Here is a 22,855-nt window from a genome sequence, read left to right on the forward strand (position 1 = left end):
TATAGTGTCAACTTCGGTGTAAAAGTCTGAATTGATTGTTGCTGTCACTTTCGTCAATGTAAACCTTGCCGATGTCTTTTTAGGTCCGTATGCCGCAATGAATGTTTAGCAATAAAGTAAATAAAGAACATTGACGGAAGACAGTGAATGTTCTGATTTTGTTTGACTCGTATTGTTAATAAAGTCGTTTAAGATGGTGCTTTATCTAACAATACGCAATGAAAGTCTTGTAAAAAGGCTTTCTGGGGGATGTATGATTGCCGTTGTTGTAGGAAGTCGAACGAGAGAGACTCAGGGTATCATCCGAGTCGTTTTTCATGCTAAAGAGGGGGGGTTGCCGCCCTATGAGGCAGGAGCGCACATCGATGTTTGTTTGCCCAGTGGGCTAATTCGACAGTATTCGCTTTGTCGCTTACAGGACGATCCTCGGTGTTATGAAGTGGCTGTGCTTAAGGCGCATTCATCAAAAGGTGGTTCTGAGGAGATGCATCGACTTAATGTTGGCGAAACGCTGATGATAAGTGCCCCTAAGAACCATTTTCGGTTAGCGACAACCCCGGCAAAATCATTGCTTATTGCGGGTGGTATTGGGGTGGCTCCCTTGATTGCCATGGCGCAGCAGTTAGAGCAAATGATGAAGCCTTTTGAATTTCATTATTGCGCTCGCACCCCAGATGCGGCGGCCTTTGTGGCTTGGCTAAAAGCCGCTTCGTTTGCCGATAAGGTGCATTTTCATTTTAGTCAGGTGCCAACCTCTGGGCGTATGGATATCTTAAATGTGTTGTCTCAGCAGGCCATTAGCACGGAACTCTACTTGTGTGGTCCGACTGATTTTATTCAGCAGTTAGAGTGGCAGGCGCAAACGCTTGGTTGGTCGCAGGAGCGTTTACACAAAGAGTACTTCTCTGGGTTATCGCCGGTCTCTAAAGAGGACTCGAATACTCGCTTTACGCTTAAGATTCACAGCACGGGCGAGGAGTTTGACGTGGCGCCGGAGCAAACCATTACTCAAGTCTTAGACGCCAATGGAATTTATCTTCCCGTGTCGTGCGAAGAGGGCGTTTGTGGCACTTGTCAAACAAAGGTATGCCATGGTGTGCCGGATCACAGGGATTTGTTTCTCAGTGAGAAAGAGAAGGCGGCTGGTGGGTTTATTATGCCCTGTTGCTCGCGTTCAAAAACGTCTTTGCTCGAACTTGACCTCTAAGTGCTCTGTTTACAAGGTGTTTTCGAATTACTGGGGCTATTTTCATTTTACCGAGTATAAAACAGGTACGTTTTACATTGAGTGGAATGCCTTGCGATGTTATCATTTTCTCCCGTCCTGAAGGTGTATTAATATGCGCCATCAAATCTCATTTTCTCATTCTTTAAGGCGGGTTAAACACTCATGGCGACACGATATATTTTCGTCACAGGCGGCGTGGTTTCATCACTTGGTAAAGGCTTAGCGGCAGCCTCTTTGGCGGCTATTCTTGAATCTCGTGGACTGAAAGTCACCATGCTAAAATTGGATCCATACATCAACGTGGATCCTGGCACCATGAGTCCTTTCCAGCACGGTGAAGTGTTTGTCACTGAAGACGGCGCTGAAACCGATCTAGACCTTGGTCATTATGAACGCTTTATCTCCACTAAAATGGGTAAGCGTAATAACTTCACCACAGGTCGTATTTATCAACATGTTCTGAAAAAAGAACGTCGTGGTGAATACCTTGGCGGTACTGTTCAAGTTATCCCTCATATCACAGATGAAATCAAACGCCGCGTTATTGCTGGCGCTCAAGGTGCTGATATAGCATTGGTTGAGATTGGTGGAACCGTGGGTGATATTGAGTCTCAACCTTTCCTAGAAGCGGTACGTCAAATGAAAGTGGAAGTCGGTTCACACCGTGCTTTGTTCATGCATTTGACCTTGGTTCCTTACATCCGCACAGCGGGTGAAACCAAAACTAAGCCAACCCAACACTCTGTGAAAGAGTTGCGTTCTATTGGTATCCAGCCTGATATTCTTGTTTGTCGTTCTGAAGTGACTATCGAAGCGCCTGAACGCAAGAAAATTTCTTTGTTCACCAACGTAGAAGAGCGTGCGGTTATTTCATTACCGGATGCTGATACTATCTACCGTATTCCACAAATGCTGAATGACCAAGGTTTGGATAACTTGATCGTAGAGCGTTTCAACCTTGATTGCGATATGCCTGACCTGAGTATTTGGAACAAGGTTACGCAAGCCAAATTGAACCCTGAAAAACAGATCAATATCGCCATGGTTGGTAAATACATGGAGTTGTTGGACGCTTATAAATCCTTGATCGAAGCAATGGATCACGCCGGCATTCATGCGCGTACTAAAGTGAAGTTGCACTACATCGATTCGGAAAGCATCGAAGAAAACGGCACCGAAGTACTAAAAGGAATGGATGCGATTCTTGTTCCTGGTGGTTTTGGTGAGCGTGGTGTTGAAGGTAAAATCACCACAGCACAATACGCCCGTGAAAACAAAGTACCTTACCTAGGCATTTGTTTAGGGATGCAGGTTGCGGTTATCGAGTTTGCTCGAAATGTAGCGAACTTGTCTGGTGCACACAGTACAGAATTTAATTTAAAAGCAGAGAACCCAGTTGTTGGTCTGATTACAGAATGGACGAACACAGAGGGTTCCAAAGAAATCCGGTCAGAGGAATCTGATCTAGGTGGCACGATGCGCCTAGGCGCTCAAAATTGTAATTTAACAGCGGGTACGAAAGCGTTTGAAGCTTACGGAGAAGCGGTTATTACCGAGCGTCATCGCCATCGTTATGAAGTAAATAACTTCTATTTGGATGCGTTAGAAGAAGCTGGCTTGACGATCTCTGGTCGATCAGAAGACAATTCTTTGGTTGAAATGGTAGAAATTGCCGATCATCCTTGGTTTGTGGCTTGTCAATTCCATCCAGAATTTACGTCTACACCTAGATATGGACACGGCCTGTTCAGTGCATTTGTTCACGCAGCATTGAAGCATGCAGGTAAAGAAAAATAATTAGCACAAGCATAATCGTTTGTGATTTTTCATTTATTTTAAGAGGTTTGTTATGAGTCAGATCGTTGATATTAAAGCCAGAGAAGTTTTAGATTCTCGTGGTAATCCTACTGTTGAAGCCGATGTTGTGTTGGCGGATGGTTCTGTAGGCTCAGCGTGTGCACCGTCTGGTGCCTCTACCGGTTCTCGTGAAGCTTTAGAATTACGTGACGGCGATAAAAGTCGTTATTTGGGCAAGGGTGTTCTTAAAGCCGTTGCCGCTGTTAATGGTCCAATCCGTGACGCTTTGATCGGCAAAGACGCGCTTGCGCAAGCCGAACTTGATCAAATCATGATTGACCTTGATGGTACGGAAAACAAATCTACCTTTGGTGCTAACGCTATTTTGGCTGTGTCTTTGGCGGCGGCGAAAGCGGCGGCAATTTCTAAGAAAGTGCCATTATATGCCCACATTGCTGACATCAATGGCACATCAGGCGTTTACTCTATGCCGGTACCTATGATGAACATCATCAATGGTGGTGAGCATGCAGATAACAACGTTGATATTCAAGAGTTTATGATTCAGCCTGTTGGCGCGCCAAACTTCCGTGAAGCTCTACGTTACGGTGCTGAAATCTTCCATGCTTTGAAGAAAGTATTGAGCGATCGTGGTCTAAGCACTGCGGTAGGGGATGAAGGTGGTTTCGCGCCTGACCTAGCATCGAACGCAGAAGCGTTAGCGGTTATTAAAGAAGCGGTTGCGGCGGCTGGTTATGAGCTTGGTAAAGATATTACGCTAGCGATGGATTGTGCCGCCTCTGAGTTTTACGACAAAGAAGCAAACATCTACGATCTGAAAGGCGAAGGTAAGAAATTCACTTCAGAAGAGTTTAACGTTTTCTTAGAAGACCTGACTAAGCAGTACCCAATCGTATCGATTGAAGATGGCCTTGATGAGTCTGATTGGGAAGGTTTTGCACACCAAACTAAATTGTTGGGTGATAAAATCCAATTGGTTGGTGATGACTTGTTCGTAACCAATACTAAGATTTTGAAACGCGGCATCGATGAAGGTATTGCGAACTCAATCCTAATCAAATTCAACCAAATTGGTTCTTTGACGGAAACGTTAGCGGCCATCAAGATGGCAAAAGACGCTGGTTTTACCGTGGTTATTTCTCACCGCTCTGGTGAAACAGAAGATGCGACCATTGCAGATCTTGCTGTGGGTACGGCGGCTGGACAGATTAAAACAGGCTCTTTATGCCGTTCTGACCGTGTTGCTAAGTACAACCAATTGCTTCGTATTGAAGAGCAGTTAGGTGGAAAAGCCCCATACAAGGGTCTTTCTGAGATCAAAGGTCAGGCATAATTTGTTCTGATTTGAAAAAGGGAGAACATTGTTCTCCCTTTTTTTATTTTTTTTTATTCGATTTCCTTTGATAATAGAGGATTGTGAATAGATAGGCTGAGGGCATTATGCCGCGATTGATACTGTTTCTGTTTGGTTGTGCGATTTGCTATCAGGGTTACCACCTTTATTATGGTGAGCAGGGCATAAAACGACAGGAAGAATTGGCCAAGCAAATTGAATATCAAGAACGCGTTAATCAACGACTTAAACATCGTAATCAAGCGCTAAGAGCGCAAGTGGGCGACCTTCGTCAAGGTGAAGAGGCGGTGGAAGAGCACATTCGAACCGAGCTTCAATACATTAAAGACGGCGAAGTTTTTTATCGGATAGTAGAAAAATGACACAACCTCTTTGGGTAATTATTCCTGCCGCTGGCGTTGGTCAGCGAATGAATGCGGGATTTCCTAAACAATACCTTTCGTTAGCTGGCGACACGATTTTAGACCGTACCATCGCAATTTTCATTGATCATCCTCTGATTGCCGGCATTCTTGTTGGCTTAGGAGCAGATGACGAATATTGGCAAGATTCAAAATGGTTAAACCACCGTCAAGTTTCTACTTTTGTGGGCGGTGACACACGCAGTGATACGGTGCAAAAAGGCTTACGTTTTTTGCATGAGCAACATCTGGTTGGCAGTCAGTCAGTCTTGGTGCATGATGCTGCTCGTCCATTATTAACCGCGACAGCATTAGAGCGAATCGTAGAAAATACCCATCCACAGGGGGCTATTTTAGCCATTCCTGCACGCGATACCGTGAAGCGTCAAACGGACGCTGGTAAGGTTCACAGTACCTTGGACCGCAATCATATTTGGCTTGCACAAACACCGCAAAAATTTCCTGCTGATGCCTTATATGACGCGTTAAAAAAAGCCAGTCAGCACGCGGTAGAAATTACCGATGAATGTTCTGCGATGGAGTTTGTAGGCTGGAACCCTGATCTTGTGGTCGGTGAGAGCAGCAATATCAAGGTGACTTTACCGGAAGATTTGTTGATCGCAGAAGCGCTTTTTTCTCAACTACACTAATTATCAAATGGGAGACTTTATCATGGTACCGTTTCGTATCGGTCATGGTTTTGATGTACATAAATTCGGTGAAGGGGATCATATTGTTCTCGGTGGTGAGCGTATCCCTTACTCCCAAGGCTTAATCGCTCATTCAGACGGTGATGTGGTGCTGCATGCGTTAACAGACGCTTTGTTAGGCGCTGCGGCGCTGGGTGATATTGGTACCCATTTCCCGGACACAGACCCAGCCTTTGCTGGGGCCGATAGCCGAATATTATTAAAGCGTGCTTACCAAGAAATTCAAAAGTTGGGTTTCTTAGTGGGAAATGTGGATGTCACTATTATTGCGCAAGCGCCGAAAATGCGTCCTTATATTGATCTGATGCGAGCCAACATTGCCGCTGATTTAGAGGTCGAAATAGGGCAGGTGAATGTGAAGGCCACCACGACGGAAAAACTGGGCTTTACCGGCCGTAAAGAAGGGATTGCCGTTGAGGCTGTCGCGTTGATAGTTAAGCAGGATAAGTGATGAATACCGAATGGCGATATGCTTGGTCAAAGCCTGCGATTACGGGTGACTTAAAAACCACAGTGCAGGATTTTTATGTTGAAGAAGTGCTGGGTTTTGAGCCGGATGAACAAGGCGAATTTTGCTTTGTTTTCATTGAAAAACAAGGTGTTAATACAGACTTCTTGGCAAAGCGTTTGGCACAAATTGCTGGCATAGCCCCTAACAAGGTGACTTACAGTGGCGTAAAAGATCGTCATGCTTGTACCAGACAGTGGTTTTGTTTGCATGTATTGAACCAAACCCCTGATCTTAGCAATATTCAGGAAGCGTTTCGTGAACCAGAAAGTGTTCGGGTAATCCGTCAGACACGTCATTCTAAAAAATTGCGCACAGGCAGTCATATTGCTAACCGTTTTGTGCTGAGATTGCGAGAGCTGGATGGCGATTTAGATGAGTTACAAAGTCGCCTTGAGTTAATTAAGCTCGGCGGTGTGCCCAATTATTATGGTCCACAGCGCTTCGGTATAAACGGCAATAACTTGCATAATGGCAAAGGGTTTGTGCTCAAAGGCAGGCAAGGTCGCAACAAACTGGCGAAGACAGAGTCCTTTTGGTTATCGGCGATTCGCTCTTGGTGTTTCAATGAGGCACTGAGTCAGCAAGTTGAGTCAGGTATGTGGGCGCGTCTTTGCGACGGGGATATTGCTCAATATCAGGCAAGAGATGAGCAGTTTCGTGTTAAGGATATGACCGCAGACCTGCATCTTACAGCCATGCGGGGCGGCGTCCATCCTGTGCTGCCATTGATCTGTGAAGGTTGGGAAGCGGGCACTGGCCCACAGCGTGAGCAAGCAATCAAAGCAAGTTTGTCAGGCAATATGGAATTGGTTGACGGCTTGATTAATTTTGGTTTGTCTCGAGAGAGTCGCCTAGCGCGTTTAATGCCCATGGATATGGCCTGGGAATTGCTACAAGGGCCTAATGAGAAGGCGCAGCTTATCGTGGAGTTCTCTTTGTCTAAAGGGTGCTTTGCGACCAGTATATTGCGTGAAATGATAGATTTTCGAGACAAATCAGTAGAGAAACACCATGAGAATATTGATCGCGAATGACGATGGAATTGATGCTTTAGGCATCCAGACATTGGCGCTGAACTTAGCGGCTAACTACGATGTCTTGGTGGTCGCTCCGGATCGAAATCGCAGTGGTGCGAGTAACTCTCTCACCTTAACCAGGCCGCTTCAACCGACCAAAGTATCTGAAAACAGTTATCGAGTGGATGGCACGCCAACCGACTGCGTTAATTTGGCTCTCTCTGGTGTGATTGCAGGGCAGGTTGATCTAGTGGTGTCTGGTATTAACCATGGTGCAAACTTGGGTGATGATGTGATCTACTCAGGCACAGTCGCAGCAGCGATGGAAGCGCGTCACCTTGGTCGCCCCGCATTGGCGGTTTCTTTGGTGGGGGATACTTATTTTGAGACGGCTGCAAAAGTGGTGCAGCAGCTTATTGAAGATTCTCCTCGCCTTGCCTTAGCGCCCGGCATCTTGTTGAACATTAATGTGCCAGACGTGCCCTATGAACAGCTTAAGGGAATAAAGGTGACGCGTCTTGGTTATCGCCAGCGAGCACAAGAAGCGATCAGCGCCCAACACCCAAAAGGAGTGCCCAGTTTTTGGATTGGTGCCTTGTCTGAACCTCACGATGCGTCACCAGGAACAGACTTTCATGCCGTTGAGGAAGGGTATGTGTCTATTACGCCGATTCATACAGACATGACCTGTCATGAAGCGAAAAAGCCACTAGAAGATTGGGTTGTTTCATTGACGTTATGAGCCCATACGATCTGAATTGGTTGGTGAAACACACAGAGCCTAGAACTGCTCAGATGGTGGCTCAATTAAAAGAGCAGGGAATTCACCATTTGGAATTGCTGGCAGTAATGGGCGGTCTTGCGCGCCATGACTTCGTTGAACCTGCTTTTTCTCACCTTGCCTATTCTGCCACACCGTTACCTATTGGTCGAAACCAAACGATTAGCCAGCCTTTAACCGTTGCGCGGATGACGCAGTGGTTGTTGGACTATGCTCGCCGTGGCCGAGTATTGGAAATAGGAACAGGGTCTGGTTATCAAACGGCCATTCTGGCTCACTTTTTTAATAAGGTGCATACCATTGAGCGACAAGAGTCGCTTTATCGCTTGGCGAAAGAGCGATTGGCTAAGATGTCCGTTCATAATGTGGAATTTCATTTTGGTGATGGCCAGGCGGGTTGGCCACAAAAAATCGACATGGATGCCGTTATTATTACCGCTATGGCGAGTAAGGTACCGATTGCGTTAACGGATTGCCTGAAAGAAAACGGCATACTTATTATGCCGATAGATACGCCTGTATCATGTATTGGGTGTTGGCAAAAGAAAGGTCAGCATTGGAAATGTTTAGGAACAGCGCCTGCGCACTTTGTTCCCTTATTAGAAGGTAAAGAATATGCCTAATTGGCTAAAAGTGTATTTGGGTGGTGTAATGATGGGGGCTGCCGATGTCGTCCCGGGTGTGTCTGGTGGTACTATCGCTTTTATCTTAGGTCTATACGATCGCTTGCTTCATGCTTTAAGTGGGGTGAATAAAAGCAGTCTCATGTTGCTTTGTAAGGGGGACTTGAAAGGTTTATGGCGCCATTTTGATGGGCGCTTTTTATTGCCTTTGGGACTTGGCATATTAACCAGTATTTTTGCTATAGCTGGCCTGATTACTCATTTGTTGGCCACCTATCCAGCGTATTTGTGGAGTTTCTTTTTTGGGTTGATTTTGGCATCAGCGTATTTTTTGATTAGTCAGATAAAAGGCTTTTCAGTGCGCCATTTTTTATTCTTAGTCATAGGGATTTGTATCGGCGCGGCTGTTTCCTTGATCGTACCCACTCAGTTGAGTATTTCTTATACAATGATCTTTGTATCAGGCATGATTGCTATTTGTGCGATGATCTTGCCGGGTATCTCAGGCAGCTTTTTGCTACTGATGCTAGGAATGTACGGTTTTATTATGGGTGCGGTGAAAAGCCTTGATCTAATGGTTATCGCCGTTTTTGCTGGCGGTGCCTTGATTGGGTTGCTAAGTTTTGCCAAAGTGCTTAATGCATTGCTTGAACATGCAAAGCAAACAACGCTTGCTGTGTTAACCGGCATTATGTTGGGGGCGCTGGTTAAAGTTTGGCCTTGGAAGGTGACGGACACTTGGATCACAGTAGGGCATAAAAAATTGCCTTTAGAGGAACATTTGATACTGCCTTGGCAATCAATAAATTACCAAATAGGAAGTGATTTGCTGCTTCCGTTGTTCTTTGTTTTTGCTGGTTTGTTGAGCGTGCTTCTCATTTCTTACATTTCTTTACTAAAAGCAGACAAATAATTTTTTTGTTTTTCAGGTGACTTTTGAGGTAGTAGGTTATCAATAATTTTGCATTTAAAAAGACGTTGTCGTTATTTCCTTCCTGGGGTCTTATGGTGGGAATTTTCGTCTGTCTTTTTATTTCAGGTTGTTCTTATCAGGTTATTAACTTCCCTAACAAAAACAGTCAATCCTATCGTTCTAATAATGCCAGTGTGTCTTCGGTCCCTGCTTCTGGATACCATCGTGTCAAACGTGGTGAAACCTTGTTCTCTATTGCGTTTGGATATGGTCTTGATTATCGAGAAGTGGCTAATTTAAACAAAATTCGTTCACCATATACGATTTATCCGAAGCAAAAAATCTGGTTGAGAAAGAAAACCAATTCAGTATCTAAAAGAGTCAGTAGCGCTCCATCAAGGTCGACGAATAAAGCGCCTGTCGTGAAAAAATCAGCATCGGATATACAGCTTCAGAAGCGCAGTTCGCCACCTAAAGTTGTATCGAAATCGTCACCTGTGAACTCAGAAAAAGTCTCTTCTTGGCACTGGCCAATTGATGGCACCGTAGTGAAGGGGTTTTCAAGTGGTGGCGTTAGTAGTAAAGGTATAGACATTAAAGGGCAAAAAGGCAATTTAGTAAAAGCAGCGGCCAATGGAGTGGTCGTTTATGCAGGCAGTGGTCTGATTGGTTATGGCAACTTAGTAATAGTGAAACATAACGATGTGTACCTAAGCGCTTATGCATACAACGAAAGGATTTTGGTGAAGGAGCAGCAAACGGTTCGTGCAGGTGATGCATTGGCTGTAATAGGTGGAAAAGGTAGTGAGAAATCATTACTGCATTTTGAAGTTCGTCGTGATGGGCAACCAATAGATCCGCTAAAAGTACTCCCCCGGAAATAGAGCTCGGTAGGGGACAAGGAGGAAATATGAAAGCAATTGAAACGAATAATAGTGCGGCAAAACGAATTCCAGACACGTCCAATTATGATCAGGAAGTTGATAACAACGAATTAGTTGATTCAACCGATGAAGAATTTGAGTCCGCTGTTAGTGCCAGATACGCTAGTGAAGACAGCGGTAAAGTGTTAGATGTTACGCAGTTATATTTGAGTGAAATTGGTTTTTCCCCTTTGCTTTCTGCAGAGGAAGAAGTGTACTTCGCGAGGCTTTCATTAAAAGGTGATGAGAAAGCTCGCAAACGCATGATTGAAAGTAATTTGCGCTTAGTTGTGAAGATCTCACGTCGCTATTTGAACCGTGGCTTGTCCTTATTGGATCTAATTGAAGAAGGCAATTTGGGCTTGATTCGAGCGGTAGAAAAGTTTGACCCAGAGCGCGGTTTTCGATTTTCGACCTACGCCACATGGTGGATTCGACAAACCATTGAGCGGGCGATAATGAACCAAACTCGAACCATTCGTCTGCCAATTCATGTGGTTAAAGAGCTTAATGTTTACCTTCGAGCGGCTCGTGAGCTGACTCAAAAACTGGATCATGAACCCAGTGCAGAAGAAATTGCAGAGATGTTAGATCGTCCTGTAGAAGATGTTCAAAAAATGCTGGGCTTAAATGAACGGGTAAGCTCAATTGACTCTCCAGTAGGTGGGGAGAATAACGATAAAAGCTTAGTAGAGATTCTCGCGGATACTCAGCATCAAGGGCCAGAGGAAGACCGTCAAGATGGCGATGTTCTTCACAGTATAGAAGGTTGGTTGAGCGAGCTTAATGAAAAGCAGTGTGAAGTCATTGCCAGACGTTTCGGGTTGCGTGGATATGAGCCAAGTACCCTTGAAGATGTTGGTGCTGAAATAGGTCTGACGCGTGAGCGTGTTCGACAAATTCAGGTAGAGGCCTTACGCAAGCTAAGAATTATGATGGATAAAGAAGGTCTTGCATTGGATGATGTAATTCGTTTCGATAGCTAATGTTTGATTGAAAAACAAAGCCAGTATAGGAGAAGTGTTCCGTCTAAAGACGCGCTTTTCTATACTGGCTTTGGTGTTTTTATAAAGAGTGTTTACTGCGAAAGTCCGTTTTGACGCATTTCGATAATCTTCTGTTTTACCTTCTCTTGGTGTTTTTCTGCCATGCCTTTTACTTCGTAAGCGAGTATTTCTTCCCCTTCGATGTCAATGATTTCAGGGAGGCCTGTGAAAACACGATTTTGAATGTCGTTTAGAGTGAAGATGGCGTCACTAATAACCAGTTTGTTGACGCTTTCTGAATGACTTAGTTGAGAGACTTCTTCTAGTAGCATTTGGATTCTTTGGGTGTCGAACTCATTGTTTTTCATCATCTCTGTTATTTCCGGACCGCCGTTATGCAGGCCTAGATGAAAATCAAGCGCTGGCGTGTCTTGGTACAAATCATTCTCTAAAAGTTCTTCCATGAGTCCTAGGAAGAGCTGAGCCGTGCTTATGGCGTTAATGTATAAATTGTCTTTGCTGGTTTGAGCGCTGAAGAAAATAACCACAGAGTCATTATCATATTGATGAACCTGCCCCATGAAGGTTTCACTGGCTTGGAAAATGGCTCGGTAGATGGGGGTTAACAAGTTGGCTACTTGCAGTTGTGTCATCTCGTTGTGCCAATTGTCGAGGTTAAGAATGTCAAAATAGAGCAGGCAACTGCGCTTGTTTGATTCTTCAAGGATTTTATCAAAATCCATTTCAAGTTGAGTTTTGGCTGGTATTTCAACATCAACCGGCACAGCAGCAGGAACCTCTTCCACTTTAGGCCAATCTAATGTTTGTACGTCTTGAATGGCTTGGCACAGATTTCGACCCTCTTTGAACGATGGCGTTGGTAGCGGGCTGTCTTGATGGCCTTTTGCCAGTGCATTAAGTGCGTCAGTCGCTTCATTGATAGGGGAAAAAAGCCAGCGTGTTAGCAGTATGACGAGCAATAATGCGATGGCACAAATAAAGATAGAAACACCAATGAGTAAATTGTTCAGGTGCTTAAGTGTGGTCTGAGTTGGGGTTCTGTCTAGTGTTATGAGTACGTGCCCAACGATCTCATCGCGAAAGCGTATGCTGGAACTGTATACCCGGTGTTTGTCTGAAGGTCTTAAGTCGATGTCTTTAGACACATCGGAATTGCCGCTATCGGCTTCTGCCAACAATTCGTCTTTTTTATTGTAGACGCGCGCACTCAGAATATTGTCGTCTACGACCAGTCGATTAAGCAGAACATTTAGGCTTAATAAATCATTGGTTAGGATCGACTGGGTTGCATTGAATGCCGCTTGGGTGGCTAAGCTGCTTCCCAACACTTCGGTCTGTTGGTTTAAATAGTTCCCTAAGGCCTGTGTCATGGTAAACCAAATAAGACAGACTGTAATCGCCATCAGAGACATGAACGCCGTGATAATAATGGCAGAGGCCGTCAGCTTTTTCTTAAGGAAAAGCGTTAATGCGTTGGTTTTGATGTTCGTCTCCATTTACGTCCTTCAAACTTACCAATAAAAACAATCGCTAAAGTATACACAGGGTATCGTTGTTTTTCTTGGTTCTTTAAAGTGCAAGCAATACTTAGTTTCTATTGGGCTATTTGGTATAGTAGCGTGATTACTGTATTAGGAGCTTTTATGTCTGCCAGCATCACTTTAATGGGGTCTTTTCAACCATCTTATCTGAGTCAATTCGAGTCTTGGTTAGATGATCATCATCTTATCGGAACGTTTCAGACACTAACAGATGAGCTAGATGCTTACACTGTGGTTCGAGTCGCGCTTGAACAGGCGGTTTCCAATGACCAATTAGCCTCCATGAAGAAGGCATTGCTGGCTCTTTCTGATGACACCAAAATCGACCATATTTATCAATCTAAAACGCCTTGCCTTGATCAAAAAGGGGTGGCGGTATTTGATATGGATTCGACATTGATTAAAGCAGAAGTGATGGATGAGCTTGCGGTGGAAGCGGGCATAGGTGAAAAAATCGCCGCCATCACCGCCAGTGCTATGCGCGGTGAAATTGATTTTGTTGAGAGCTTTGTACAGCGACTGTCATTACTTGATGGCCTTAGTAGCGATGTAATGGATGGTGTCTACCAACGTATTGTTCATATGGATGGCATTGAACGGTTAATGAAGGTGTTGCATCACTTTGGTTGGCACACTGCTATACTGTCTGGTGGTTTTACGTATTTTGCAGATCGAGTTCAAAGCCAGTACGGGATATCGGAAGTGCATGCGAATGTGCTTGAAATTAAGTCAGGGCAGCTAACGGGTAAGCATTTAGGGCCGATTGTCGATGCTGAACGTAAGCAGCTTTTGTTGGCTAATATTGTCGACAATACAGGGGTTGATTGGTCCCAAACGATCGCTTGTGGCGATGGTGCCAATGACTTACTTATGCTGAATAAAGCGGCTCTGGGCGTAGCGTTGCACGCAAAGCCTTTGGTTAGAGAGCAGGCGCCATGCCCCATGAATAATTTAGGGTTGGATGGCATTTTATACTTATTAGGCGCTTCTTCTGCGCAAATACGTGACACCCTCGCTTAGCGTGAAAGTGGCGATGCGTCGTTGGATCTATTGACTGGAGTGGTCACTTGTCAGAAATAAGACTGTCGGATATCGACTTAAACTTACTGTATATTTTTCGTGTATTGATCGAAGAATTAAATGTGACCAAGGCCGCGGCTCGACTTGATGTCTCTCAGCCTGCGGTCAGCCGCTCGCTGTCAAGACTGAGGGATATCTTTGATGATCCCTTGTTCGTTCGAACGTCTCACGGTTTGTCGCCTACCACCAAAACACAATCATTGACGCCCTTGTTAATTGATATGTTAAAGGGGTTGGAAAGCCTGATTCAGCCAAGTGAATTTAAGCCTTTAACGAGCCAGCGTCGGTTTGTCCTATCGACCACAGATTTTGGCACCTTAACCGTATTGCCAAAGATGCTGGATCGTTTTCAGCAGGCTGCTCCGAATGCCATTTTGGATGTGAAAGCATGGGATGAAGAAACTGCGAACGAGTTGGACCATATGGATGTGGATTTAGCCGTAGCGGTATTGTCGAAAGAGCCTCCTGGTGGCATTCGCGCGATGCGCTTAAAAAGTGATTGCATGGTGTGTCTTGCTCGCAAAGATCACCCTAAGATCCAAGGCAATCTAACATTAGAAGCCTATTTGCAATCGAATCATGTGCAGGTGGTGTTGGGGCGTCGGGCGTATTTTGCAGTCGATAAAGAGCTGGATCGGTTAGGGCATAAGCGGCATGTCACTGTGCAACTTCCGACATTTGTTCCAGCCGCAAGAGTGGTTATGGACAGTGATTTATTGCTGACTGTACCGCGCCTTTTTGCAGAAGACATGGTGGCAACCGCGTCGGGGTTGGCGCTTTATGAGCTGCCTTTTGCTAGCCGCTCGTTTGATTATTCAATGATTTGGCACGAGCGTTTTCAGCATGATCCTGCTCACCAATGGTTTCGAGGGCTATTAAGACACGCCTTTATTGAAGAAGGTGAATAAAAACGTGTCTTACTGGTTAGGTCGTATTAAGTTAAAACCCTGAGAAAGGGTAGAAGGCATAAGAACATCCATATTCAATGGAAGTATGCGCCTTGATATGCAGGTAACCTTGGCTTTCACAAGCGGCCATTAGGGCTCCTGAGCTCTGTTGGGGATGCGCATAAGCCAGCCCATCTTCGCTAATAGAAACCCGTAAAAACTCATCTCGTTTAATGGTTTTAGTGCGACTAAAACCTGCATCGACTGGATAGGATAGGTCGAATATATTGTCCTGTCCTGCACAGCGAGCGAGTAAACGGCGCGCAAACCAATGGTAAGTAACCAAGGTGGAGCTCGGGTTCCCCGGAAGCCCTAAGAAAGGGGTTGTTCCAAGCGTCGCATGAACCAAGGGTTTGCCTGGTTTAATGGCTATTTTCCACAAATGAACGTCGCCCATTTTTTCTAAAATGGCTTTGACATGATCCTCTTCCCCTACCGATACTCCGCCAGATGAAAGAATAACGTCGCTGCAGGCGAGCAAGGTGCTGATCGCCGTTTCAGTTTCTTCAGGAGAGTCCTTGGCGTGAAGGCGTTGGGAAACGCAATAGCCAGCTTGAGTAACAAGAGCCTCCAGCATAGGGCCATTTGAATTGAATATTTGCCCTTCAGCCAGGGTATTACCTGGGGCAATTAGTTCATCCCCTGTGGTTAGGATACCGACGTTAAGTCGACTAAAAGCCGAAAGGCTTGTCATGCCAAGACTTGATAGTAGACCAATGTGCATTGGGCTAATTTTCGTGCCTTTTTTAACAATAACTTGGCCGCGCTGAATGTCTTGTCCTTTCGGGCGAATGTTGCCCCCAGCTTGCAGAGAGTCCAAAAAAGAAACGCCGTCTTCGTGACGCTTTGTTTCTTCTTGCATGACAACGGTGTCTGCGCCTTCGGGAATATTCGCTCCGGTAAAAATACGGGCACAAGTGCCTTCTTCTAAAGGCGTAGGGGCGTAGCCTGCAGGGATGCGTTGGCTGATTTTCAATACCTTGCCAGGGCTCCAGTCAGAGAAACGCAAGGCGTAACCGTCCATGGCGCTATTGTCGTTAGGAGGAACAAAAGCGTCGGCTACTATGTCTTGTGACACAATGCGCCCTAGCGCGCTCTTTATCTCGATTGTTTCTTCATTGACTTGAACGCTTTGCATGTTCTCAATGGCATCCAGTGCCTCTTCGAAAGGCAGTAGTTCAGACATTTTGTTTATACCTCATGTAGCTTGGAGTGATAGGCGCCAAGTAGCAACTCAACAAAATTACATGGGCGGTGAGTTGAATCTAACTGCTCTTTCAAAATGCCATTCCAAGCGGTGTGGCAGGCTCCTGTTGAACCTGGTAGGCAGAAGATGAGCGTGTTGTTCGCCAATCCGGCTACCGCTCTTGATTGAATCGTAGAGGTGCCAATTTCTTCATAGGAAATGTGTCGAAATAGCTCGCCAAAACCTTCTATTTGTTTGTCAAACAGTGGAATCATGGCTTCTGGTGTGCTGTCGCGTGAGTAAAAACCCGTACCACCAGTGATTAGTACGACATGATTGTTGTCATCTGCTATCCATTTAGACACCACGGCGCGCATGGCGTACACATCATCTTTGACCAGTTCACGCTGGTAAAGGAAGTGGCCGGCAGCACTGAGGTTCGCGATGAGAGCATCACCTGACGTGTCTTCTGCAAGTGATCGGGTGTCTGAAACCGTTAATACGCTTATTTGTAATGGTCGAAATGGCGTTGGGATTTTACTCATTAGGGGTCCTTATCTAGCCTCCGGTCGCGCTCATGAAGCGAAGTATTTGTGGGGCTTCATCAAGATTAAAGTGGTGTTTAAGGGGTTTTAGAGCCAAGGCGTCAATAATGCCTTCCTCTAGTGTTAATGACTGTTGCTGAGGCTCTCGTAAAAAAGGTTTAAGGTCTTTTGAATGCTCATTGCCTAAGCAAAGCAGTAGTCGGCCTTCAGCGGTTAATCGAATTCGGTTGCAGGTATCGCAAAAGTTGTGGCTGTGTGGAGAAATAACGCCAATTCTTCCGCGATAGCCAGTGACGTCGTAATAACGCGTTGGGCCACTGGTGACATGCTGGCTTTCATTTAAGGTAAACTGTGTGGACAGCTGCTCTATGACGTCGTCGCTCGATAAATAAGAGGCGGCGCGGTCATGGCTGGTGATAACGCCAAGCGGCATTTCTTCAATAAAACTGATGTCCATGTCTCTATCCAGTGCGAATTGAGCCAAATCCTGTAGCTCATCATCATTATGGTGTTTCAACATGACGCTGTTGATTTTCAGTTTTTTAAAGTCCAAAGACGCGGCTTTTTCAATGCCATCGATCACCTGTTGGAATTTGTCTCGTCGGGTTAACGCGAAAAAGCGATCGGCTTTTAGGGTGTCTAAACTGATGTTTATTCGAGACACGCCAACATTTAAAAGATCGTTGGCCATCTTGTATAATTGCGACCCATTAGTGGTCATCGTCAATTCTTCTAGGCCGGGTTGCTTGGTGATTTGCTCCAATGCCCAAAGAAGGTTTTTACGAACCAATGGTTCGCCGCCCGTAATGCGAATGCGCTTGGTGCCCATTGCGATAAAAGTTTTGGCGACTTTCACCACTTCTTCTAAAGATAAAATTTGGCTTCTTGGTAAGAAGGTAACATCTTCATCCATACAGTAGGTGCAGCGAAAATCGCATTTATCGGTTACCGAGATGCGAAGATAATCTATTTTACGGCCGTATGGATCAATTAAAGATGACATTGCTTAGAGAAATACCTATATAAGTGAGCGTCCATCAAAGCAAAAAAACGCCCATTTGGCAAAACGTAAACAGGCTAATTTCAAGGGATAGGTAACTAAGGAGCAAGCTTCCTAGATAACTGCATATTTATCACTGATTCTCTGCCCTGATTACTTACATAATAGCCCATATTTCACCCAATAAGGTTCCAATATGAAGCAAGTAGTAGATAACCTGATTGACCTATTAAAACTTGAGCGTTTATCAGAAACTAAGTTTATTGGTCGAAGTCAGGACTTGGGTTTTCCTAAAGTATTTGGTGGCCAAGTAGTTGGTCAAAGTTTGAGTGCCGCGACCCAAACCGTCGAGGCGAGGCACCCTCATTCGCTGCATTGCTATTTTCTTCGTCCAGGGGACTCCAATCATCCCATTGAATATGATGTGGAGATTGTGCGTGATGGCGGCAGTTTTAGTGTTCGTCGGGTGACGGCTTCTCAATTTGGAAAAAGCATTTTGGTCATGACAATTTCGTTTCAAATTGAAGAGCGTGGATTTGATCATCAAGACGCCATGCCTAATGTGCCCGGGCCTGAATCCTTTAAGTCTGAGTTGACGCTTTATCAAGAACACGCGAATGAAATTCCACAGAAGGTGAGAGAGCTCTTCACCGCAGATCGGCCTATTGAGTATCGTATTGTTGAAAACCAAAACCCATTTCGACCTCGCCCAGGCATCGCCAAACGACACATGTGGATACGCAGCGTAGATAAACTGCCGGATGAACCTTTGGTGCATCAATCCATGTTGGCGTATACGACAGATTATGGTTTTTTAGAAACCGCCCTGATGCCTCACGGGGTGTCGATCGGTAATCCTTACTTGAATATTGCGAGCCTAGACCATGCCATGTGGTTTCACCGTGAGTTCCGTTTGGATGAGTGGTTGCTGTATGTGGCAGATTCGCCGTCAGCAAGCCAATCTCGTGGTTTTGTGAGAGGTCAGATCTTTAATCAATCAGGCCAGCTGGTTGCCTCGACGGCGCAGGAAGGCTTGATTCGCTATAACAAAAAAGCGTAGAAAACAGGCTTTGGGAAAGTGTATTTATGTCTGTGATGACTTAGCGTTTGTTCGTTGTTCGATGTGCGTCTGCGATTTGAGTGGGTTAAATATGAGGTGATTGATGTTGCTCAAGTGCCCAGCGAACGTGTTCGCTTACCAGTTCTGATGTGGACGCTAGCGCACCTTCAAGGGCGTCAATAATCGCCTTTTCCGTCGGAGCATTGCCTAGTGCGACAGCAATGTTTCTGCGCCAGTTTTCGTAACCTGTGCGACGAATCGGTGAGCCTTCGGTATTTTTCAAAAAGGTCTCTTCATCCCACAGAAATAAACTGACAAGTTCTTCAGAATCCAAGTTGTGTCTGGGTTGAAAGTCTTGCTCTGTGGTGTGCTTGGCAAATTTTGTCCATGGGCAAACGAGTTGGCAGTCATCACAGCCAAAAATCCGATTGCCCATTTTTGACCTTAGCTCAACGGGGATTGCGCCTTTATGTTCAATGGTTAGGTAAGAGATGCATTTACCGGCATCCAGAACCCAAGGTTCAACAAAGGCGTCGGTTGGGCATTGAGTAAGACAGGCGTCGCAGCTGCCGCAATGACGAGTGGTTGTCGGTGGATCAACTGGCAGCGGCAAGTTTGTGAAAATCTCGCCCAGCAAAAACCAACTGCCTGCTTTTGGGGTGAGCAATAAGGTGTTTTTCCCGATCCAGCCCATGCCAGCTTGTTCTGCCACTTGTCGCTCTAATACGGGAGCGCTGTCTACAAAAGCACGATAGCCGTGTTCGCCGACTTGCTCTTCTATCTTTTTAGCCAGTTGTGTTAAGCGCTTACGAATCAATTTGTGGTAGTCACGGCCCAATGCATAGCGCGCGATATAGGCTTGATTTTTGGTTTTCAGGCGTTCAACTGTCGCCACCGATTGCGGCAAGTAATGCATGCGCAATGAGATGATGCGTCGAGTGCCTGGGTGGAGTTTGTCTGGCTGAAAGCGGATATCCCCATGATTGGCAAGATAGTCCATGCCGGCGTGATAATCGTTTGCGAGCCAGTTATTAAAATCGTCCCGGTATTGCTCTAAATCAGGCTCGACAATACGGGCCTCAGCAAAGCCAAAGTCAATCGCCCATGATTTGATATCACTTACCAGTGCGGTTAAACGCTGAGGATCTGAAAGAGAAGAAGGAAGCAAACGTATTACCAGAATGATGGTCTAGCTAGGCGACTGAAACAGCAGGCACCTAGCTGAAGAATAAATCAATAGAGCTGTGAATCACCTTTTACGACGTCCATCAAAAGTTTGATAAACATGCGATCTGCTTCGGTATGATCTTCTTGGATTTTCAGTGTCGTCTGATTTGAAACTTCTTCGGCAATACGCTGGTAAGCATTGGGCTCACTGATGTTCTCTTTTGCGATACGAACTAACTCTCCTGCTAGCTCTGGATCCATCAACATTTTACGAAAGCAGCGCAGAAATTCATCAATAATACGCTGTTGGTTGAGCTCATTCGCCATGGTTAAAACTCCTAATCAAATTATGTCGCTATAACACCACGAAGTGTGCGTCAGAGCAAGTTTTATCCTGCAAAATTGAGGGTTTTGGTTGACAGTTTTTTGTCTGATTGCGAGAATGCTAGGTCTATATTTTTCGGCGCTACCCATGCCGATTACTTCCTTGTATGTGGGCCACCAGCCCCTCCAATCAGATCTATATCTGATAAGCACAAATAGAATAAGGCTAAATTCTCGCCATATTGTATTTTTCCTCGCGAAAAACGCGGACAGTGTTAACACTGCGATTTATTGCGTTTGAGTTTCCCTTTGTTTCAGGTGACCTCATTAGTTTTGCAAACTTCGTGCTATCAACTTTTATCTGCTTGGCGTATGCGGTTACAATAGCGGCATAACACTAGCAGACAGATAAATACAATAGAGGGTAACAAGGTGGAGTTATTATCCGGTGGTGAAATGATCGCCCGCTTTCTCAAAGATGAGGGAGTAGAGTATATCTATGGTTATCCAGGTGGTGCTGCGCTTCATATTTACGATGCTTTGCATCGTCAGTCTGATGTAAAGCACATCTTGGTTAGACATGAACAAGCCGCGACGCACATGGCCGATGGCTATGCTCGCGCAACAGGTAAAGCGGGTACCGTTCTTGTGACCTCAGGTCCAGGCGCGACGAATACCGTAACTGGGATTGCGACGGCGTACATGGATTCTATTCCTATGGTCGTGATTTGTGGTCAGGTAATGAGCTACCTGATCGGTGAAGATGCTTTCCAAGAAACCGATATGATTGGCGTGTCACGACCTATCGTGAAACACAGCTTTACGGTTAAGCATCCTTCTGAGATTCCAATGATTCTCAAAAAAGCGTATTACATTGCTAGTTCAGGTCGCCCAGGTCCTGTGGTTGTCGATATTCCAAAAGATATGACAATGCCTGGTGAGAAATTCGAATACAAATACCCTGAATCTGTTTCTTTGCGCTCTTACACACCGCCAGCAAAAGGCCACAGTGGTCAAATCAAAAAAGCCGTTGACCTATTGCTTGCCGCGAAACGCCCGGTTATTTATGCCGGTGGTGGTGTTATTTTAGGTGGCGCATCTGACCTATTAACAACGCTGGCTAAGACATTAGATTTTCCTGTTACCAATACCTTGATGGGATTGGGATCTTACCCAGGAACCGATCGCCAATTTGTTGGTATGCTAGGTATGCATGGCGCTTATGAAGCCAACATGACCATGCATCACAGTGATTTGATTCTGGCTGTTGGCGCTCGTTTTGACGACCGTGTGACCAATGACCCTGACAAATTTTGTCCAGGTGCCAAAATTATCCACATCGATATTGACCCAGCAGCCATTTCAAAAACCATTCGTTCTGATGTGCCTATTGTGGGCCCAGTTGACCAGGTGTTGGAAGAAATGCTGTCGCTTATTGAAGGCGCAAGCACCAATGTCGACGCCGTCTCTAATTGGTGGAAACAGATCAATGAGTGGCGTCTTGTGCATGGCGGTCGTTACGACACAGCAAGCGATAAGATCAAGCCTCAAGCCGCGGTAGAAGCGTGCTGGAGAGCAACGAAAGGGGACGCGTACGTGGCCTCTGACGTGGGTCAGCATCAGATGTTTACTGCGCAATATTATAAATTTGATAAACCGAATCGTTGGGTTAACTCCGGTGGTCTTGGCACCATGGGATTTGGTTTGCCAGCGGCAATGGGCGTGAAGCTGAGTTTTCCTGAAGAAACGGTTGTTTGTGTCACAGGCGAAGGCAGTATTCAAATGAATATTCAAGAGCTTTCCACCTGCTTGCAATACGGCTTGCCAGTGAAGATTTTATGTTTGAATAATGGCTATCTCGGCATGGTTCGCCAATGGCAAGACATGAACTACGAAGGTCGTTACTCTAATTCTTATATGGATTCTTTGCCTGACTTCAAAGTATTAATGGATGCATATCGCCATAAATACGTTGAAATTCGTAGTAAAGATGAGCTAGATGCCAAGATGGAAGAAGCGTTTGCAATGAAAGACCAGTTGGTTTTCATCAATTGCTATGTGGACCCAGAAGAGCATGTTTATCCGATGCAAGTGCCTCGTGGCTCTATGCGCGATATGTTCTTGAGCAAGACGGAGCGTACCTAACATGAGACATATTATTTCTGTATTAATGGAAAATGAACCAGGTGCCTTGTCACGTGTTGTTGGCTTGTTTTCACAGCGAAATTTCAATATTGAATCGCTAAACGTGGCGGCGACCGACGATGCAACCTTGTCTCGTTTGACGCTTACGACCTTTGGTTCGGATCAAGTGGTTGAGCAAATCACTAAGCAGCTTAATAAGCTTATTGATGTCATTAAGTTAGTTGATCTAACGGAAGGGCAGCATATTGAGCGCGAATTGATGCTGGTTAAAGTCCGTGCTACCGGCGCTCAGCGAGCAGAAGTGAAGCGTACTGTGGACATCTTTCGTGGCAACATAGTTGATATGACACCGTCTATTTACACGGTACAAATTGTCGGTGAATCCGACAAGCTGGATGGCTTTCTTCAAGCGTTAGGTGGTGCACATCTACTTGAAGTGGTTCGTACTGGTGTTTCTGGTGTGGCTCGCGGCGAAAAAACATTATCTCTGTAATGGCAAATTAGCCGTCTGGGATACGTGATCGCAAAAGCGATACAGTCGTTTTGCGATGAAAACCCCAATCATTGAATAACAT

The 22,855-nt window shown here is 45.4% G+C and carries 23 protein-coding genes; 17 read left to right on the top strand and 6 right to left on the bottom strand.

Annotated features, from left to right (window positions below):
- Positions 1–253 precede the first annotated feature (253 nt).
- The 12 genes from ACIGBN_RS02470 to rpoS all read left to right on the top strand — a co-directional run bounded on the left by ACIGBN_RS02470 (position 254) and on the right by rpoS (position 11,264).
- A complete protein-coding gene (locus tag ACIGBN_RS02470) occupies positions 254–1,207 on the top strand; it encodes a PDR/VanB family oxidoreductase (RefSeq protein ID WP_396663454.1) in 954 nt (317 codons plus the stop codon).
- A 183-nt stretch (positions 1,208–1,390) separates the two neighbouring features.
- Positions 1,391–3,025: a CTP synthase gene (locus tag ACIGBN_RS02475; RefSeq protein WP_133001628.1), complete on the top strand. Its 1,635-nt coding sequence runs from the start codon at positions 1,391–1,393 to the stop codon at positions 3,023–3,025.
- Between the two features lie 52 nt (positions 3,026–3,077).
- On the top strand, positions 3,078–4,379 hold the full coding sequence (eno, locus tag ACIGBN_RS02480) for a phosphopyruvate hydratase (RefSeq protein WP_133001627.1): 1,302 nt from the start codon (positions 3,078–3,080) through the stop codon (positions 4,377–4,379).
- Between the two features lie 107 nt (positions 4,380–4,486).
- Entirely contained in the window at positions 4,487–4,762 is a 276-nt protein-coding gene (locus ACIGBN_RS02485) for a septum formation initiator family protein (protein ID WP_133001626.1), read from the top strand.
- Positions 4,759–5,451, top strand: a complete 693-nt coding sequence (gene ispD / locus ACIGBN_RS02490; protein WP_133001625.1) for a 2-C-methyl-D-erythritol 4-phosphate cytidylyltransferase — start codon at positions 4,759–4,761, stop codon at positions 5,449–5,451. The genes ACIGBN_RS02485 and ispD overlap by 4 nt, the downstream gene beginning before the upstream one ends.
- Before the next feature lie 22 nt (positions 5,452–5,473).
- Positions 5,474–5,962 (top strand): 2-C-methyl-D-erythritol 2,4-cyclodiphosphate synthase, encoded by a 489-nt coding sequence (gene ispF / locus ACIGBN_RS02495; RefSeq protein ID WP_396663457.1) that lies wholly within the window; start codon positions 5,474–5,476, stop codon positions 5,960–5,962.
- Entirely contained in the window at positions 5,962–7,056 is a 1,095-nt protein-coding gene (gene truD, locus ACIGBN_RS02500) for a tRNA pseudouridine(13) synthase TruD (protein ID WP_396663459.1), read from the top strand. The genes ispF and truD overlap by 1 nt, the downstream gene beginning before the upstream one ends.
- Positions 7,034–7,780, top strand: coding sequence for a 5'/3'-nucleotidase SurE (surE, locus tag ACIGBN_RS02505; RefSeq protein ID WP_133001622.1), 747 nt, complete (start codon positions 7,034–7,036; stop codon positions 7,778–7,780). The genes truD and surE overlap by 23 nt, the downstream gene beginning before the upstream one ends.
- A complete protein-coding gene (locus ACIGBN_RS02510) occupies positions 7,777–8,442 on the top strand; it encodes a protein-L-isoaspartate(D-aspartate) O-methyltransferase (protein WP_133001621.1) in 666 nt (221 codons plus the stop codon). The genes surE and ACIGBN_RS02510 overlap by 4 nt, the downstream gene beginning before the upstream one ends.
- Positions 8,435–9,355, top strand: coding sequence for a DUF368 domain-containing protein (locus ACIGBN_RS02515; protein ID WP_341562551.1), 921 nt, complete (start codon positions 8,435–8,437; stop codon positions 9,353–9,355). The genes ACIGBN_RS02510 and ACIGBN_RS02515 overlap by 8 nt, the downstream gene beginning before the upstream one ends.
- A 92-nt stretch (positions 9,356–9,447) precedes the next feature.
- The gene (locus ACIGBN_RS02520) at positions 9,448–10,239 is read left to right on the top strand and encodes a peptidoglycan DD-metalloendopeptidase family protein (protein ID WP_133001619.1); all 792 of its coding nucleotides are present in this window, start codon (positions 9,448–9,450) and stop codon (positions 10,237–10,239) included.
- A gap of 26 nt (positions 10,240–10,265) precedes the next feature.
- Entirely contained in the window at positions 10,266–11,264 is a 999-nt protein-coding gene (gene rpoS / locus ACIGBN_RS02525; protein WP_341562552.1) for an RNA polymerase sigma factor RpoS, read from the top strand.
- 92 nt (positions 11,265–11,356) lie between these two features.
- Here the strand turns inward: rpoS and ACIGBN_RS02530 are convergent, their stop codons facing one another.
- Positions 11,357–12,781, bottom strand: coding sequence for an AhpA/YtjB family protein (locus tag ACIGBN_RS02530; RefSeq protein WP_396663463.1), 1,425 nt, complete (start codon positions 12,779–12,781; stop codon positions 11,357–11,359).
- A gap of 147 nt (positions 12,782–12,928) precedes the next feature.
- Here ACIGBN_RS02530 and serB point away from each other — a divergent pair, with 147 nt between their 5' ends.
- Together serB and ACIGBN_RS02540 are read left to right on the top strand one after the other, a co-directional pair.
- Positions 12,929–13,846 carry a phosphoserine phosphatase SerB gene (gene serB / locus ACIGBN_RS02535; protein ID WP_396663465.1) on the top strand — a complete coding sequence of 306 codons (918 nt, stop codon included), beginning with the start codon at positions 12,929–12,931 and terminating at the stop codon, positions 13,844–13,846.
- Between the two features lie 47 nt (positions 13,847–13,893).
- Complete coding sequence (locus ACIGBN_RS02540; RefSeq protein WP_133001615.1) at positions 13,894–14,814, top strand: LysR family transcriptional regulator; 921 nt, start codon at positions 13,894–13,896, stop codon at positions 14,812–14,814.
- A 31-nt stretch (positions 14,815–14,845) separates the two neighbouring features.
- Here the strand turns inward: ACIGBN_RS02540 and ACIGBN_RS02545 are convergent, their stop codons facing one another.
- The 3 genes from ACIGBN_RS02545 to moaA are packed head-to-tail and all read right to left on the bottom strand — an operon-like array spanning position 14,846 to position 17,587.
- Positions 14,846–16,039 carry a molybdopterin molybdotransferase MoeA gene (locus ACIGBN_RS02545; RefSeq protein WP_396663467.1) on the bottom strand — a complete coding sequence of 398 codons (1,194 nt, stop codon included), beginning with the start codon at positions 16,037–16,039 and terminating at the stop codon, positions 14,846–14,848.
- Positions 16,040–16,044: 5 nt separating this feature from the next.
- Entirely contained in the window at positions 16,045–16,584 is a 540-nt protein-coding gene (gene moaB / locus ACIGBN_RS02550) for a molybdenum cofactor biosynthesis protein B (RefSeq protein ID WP_133001613.1), read from the bottom strand.
- A 13-nt stretch (positions 16,585–16,597) separates the two neighbouring features.
- Complete coding sequence (gene moaA / locus ACIGBN_RS02555) at positions 16,598–17,587, bottom strand: GTP 3',8-cyclase MoaA (protein WP_396663468.1); 990 nt, start codon at positions 17,585–17,587, stop codon at positions 16,598–16,600.
- Between the two features lie 193 nt (positions 17,588–17,780).
- Between moaA and ACIGBN_RS02560 the strand changes: the two genes are divergently transcribed.
- Positions 17,781–18,644: an acyl-CoA thioesterase II gene (locus ACIGBN_RS02560; RefSeq protein WP_133001611.1), complete on the top strand. Its 864-nt coding sequence runs from the start codon at positions 17,781–17,783 to the stop codon at positions 18,642–18,644.
- 85 nt (positions 18,645–18,729) lie between these two features.
- Here the strand turns inward: ACIGBN_RS02560 and queG are convergent, their stop codons facing one another.
- Positions 18,730–19,812, bottom strand: coding sequence for a tRNA epoxyqueuosine(34) reductase QueG (gene queG, locus ACIGBN_RS02565; RefSeq protein ID WP_133001610.1), 1,083 nt, complete (start codon positions 19,810–19,812; stop codon positions 18,730–18,732).
- A 65-nt stretch (positions 19,813–19,877) separates the two neighbouring features.
- Entirely contained in the window at positions 19,878–20,138 is a 261-nt protein-coding gene (locus ACIGBN_RS02570; RefSeq protein WP_133001609.1) for a hypothetical protein, read from the bottom strand.
- Positions 20,139–20,567: 429 nt separating this feature from the next.
- On the opposite strand from ACIGBN_RS02570, the gene ACIGBN_RS02575 reads away from it, so the two are divergent.
- Together ACIGBN_RS02575 and ilvN are read left to right on the top strand one after the other, a co-directional pair.
- On the top strand, positions 20,568–22,280 hold the full coding sequence (locus ACIGBN_RS02575; RefSeq protein WP_133001608.1) for an acetolactate synthase 3 large subunit: 1,713 nt from the start codon (positions 20,568–20,570) through the stop codon (positions 22,278–22,280).
- A 1-nt stretch (position 22,281) separates the two neighbouring features.
- Positions 22,282–22,773, top strand: a complete 492-nt coding sequence (gene ilvN, locus ACIGBN_RS02580) for an acetolactate synthase small subunit (protein WP_115896084.1) — start codon at positions 22,282–22,284, stop codon at positions 22,771–22,773.
- The last annotated feature ends 82 nt before the right edge of the window (positions 22,774–22,855 follow it).

Source organism: Marinomonas sp. NPDC078689 (assembly GCF_044542435.1).
Lineage (GTDB): Bacteria > Pseudomonadota > Gammaproteobacteria > Pseudomonadales > Marinomonadaceae > Marinomonas > Marinomonas arenicola.

Coding starts and splice junctions, on each gene's coding strand:
- ACIGBN_RS02470 (WP_396663454.1), top strand. CDS start 254: ATGATTGCCGTTGTTGTAGGAAGTCGAACGAGAGAGACTCAGGGTATC.
- ACIGBN_RS02475 (WP_133001628.1), top strand. CDS start 1,391: ATGGCGACACGATATATTTTCGTCACAGGCGGCGTGGTTTCATCACTT.
- eno (WP_133001627.1), top strand. CDS start 3,078: ATGAGTCAGATCGTTGATATTAAAGCCAGAGAAGTTTTAGATTCTCGT.
- ACIGBN_RS02485 (WP_133001626.1), top strand. CDS start 4,487: ATGCCGCGATTGATACTGTTTCTGTTTGGTTGTGCGATTTGCTATCAG.
- ispD (WP_133001625.1), top strand. CDS start 4,759: ATGACACAACCTCTTTGGGTAATTATTCCTGCCGCTGGCGTTGGTCAG.
- ispF (WP_396663457.1), top strand. CDS start 5,474: ATGGTACCGTTTCGTATCGGTCATGGTTTTGATGTACATAAATTCGGT.
- truD (WP_396663459.1), top strand. CDS start 5,962: ATGAATACCGAATGGCGATATGCTTGGTCAAAGCCTGCGATTACGGGT.
- surE (WP_133001622.1), top strand. CDS start 7,034: ATGAGAATATTGATCGCGAATGACGATGGAATTGATGCTTTAGGCATC.
- ACIGBN_RS02510 (WP_133001621.1), top strand. CDS start 7,777: ATGAGCCCATACGATCTGAATTGGTTGGTGAAACACACAGAGCCTAGA.
- ACIGBN_RS02515 (WP_341562551.1), top strand. CDS start 8,435: ATGCCTAATTGGCTAAAAGTGTATTTGGGTGGTGTAATGATGGGGGCT.
- ACIGBN_RS02520 (WP_133001619.1), top strand. CDS start 9,448: ATGGTGGGAATTTTCGTCTGTCTTTTTATTTCAGGTTGTTCTTATCAG.
- rpoS (WP_341562552.1), top strand. CDS start 10,266: ATGAAAGCAATTGAAACGAATAATAGTGCGGCAAAACGAATTCCAGAC.
- ACIGBN_RS02530 (WP_396663463.1), bottom strand. CDS start 12,781: ATGGAGACGAACATCAAAACCAACGCATTAACGCTTTTCCTTAAGAAA.
- serB (WP_396663465.1), top strand. CDS start 12,929: ATGTCTGCCAGCATCACTTTAATGGGGTCTTTTCAACCATCTTATCTG.
- ACIGBN_RS02545 (WP_396663467.1), bottom strand. CDS start 16,039: ATGTCTGAACTACTGCCTTTCGAAGAGGCACTGGATGCCATTGAGAAC.
- moaB (WP_133001613.1), bottom strand. CDS start 16,584: ATGAGTAAAATCCCAACGCCATTTCGACCATTACAAATAAGCGTATTA.
- moaA (WP_396663468.1), bottom strand. CDS start 17,587: ATGTCATCTTTAATTGATCCATACGGCCGTAAAATAGATTATCTTCGC.
- ACIGBN_RS02560 (WP_133001611.1), top strand. CDS start 17,781: ATGAAGCAAGTAGTAGATAACCTGATTGACCTATTAAAACTTGAGCGT.
- ACIGBN_RS02570 (WP_133001609.1), bottom strand. CDS start 20,138: ATGGCGAATGAGCTCAACCAACAGCGTATTATTGATGAATTTCTGCGC.
- ilvN (WP_115896084.1), top strand. CDS start 22,282: ATGAGACATATTATTTCTGTATTAATGGAAAATGAACCAGGTGCCTTG.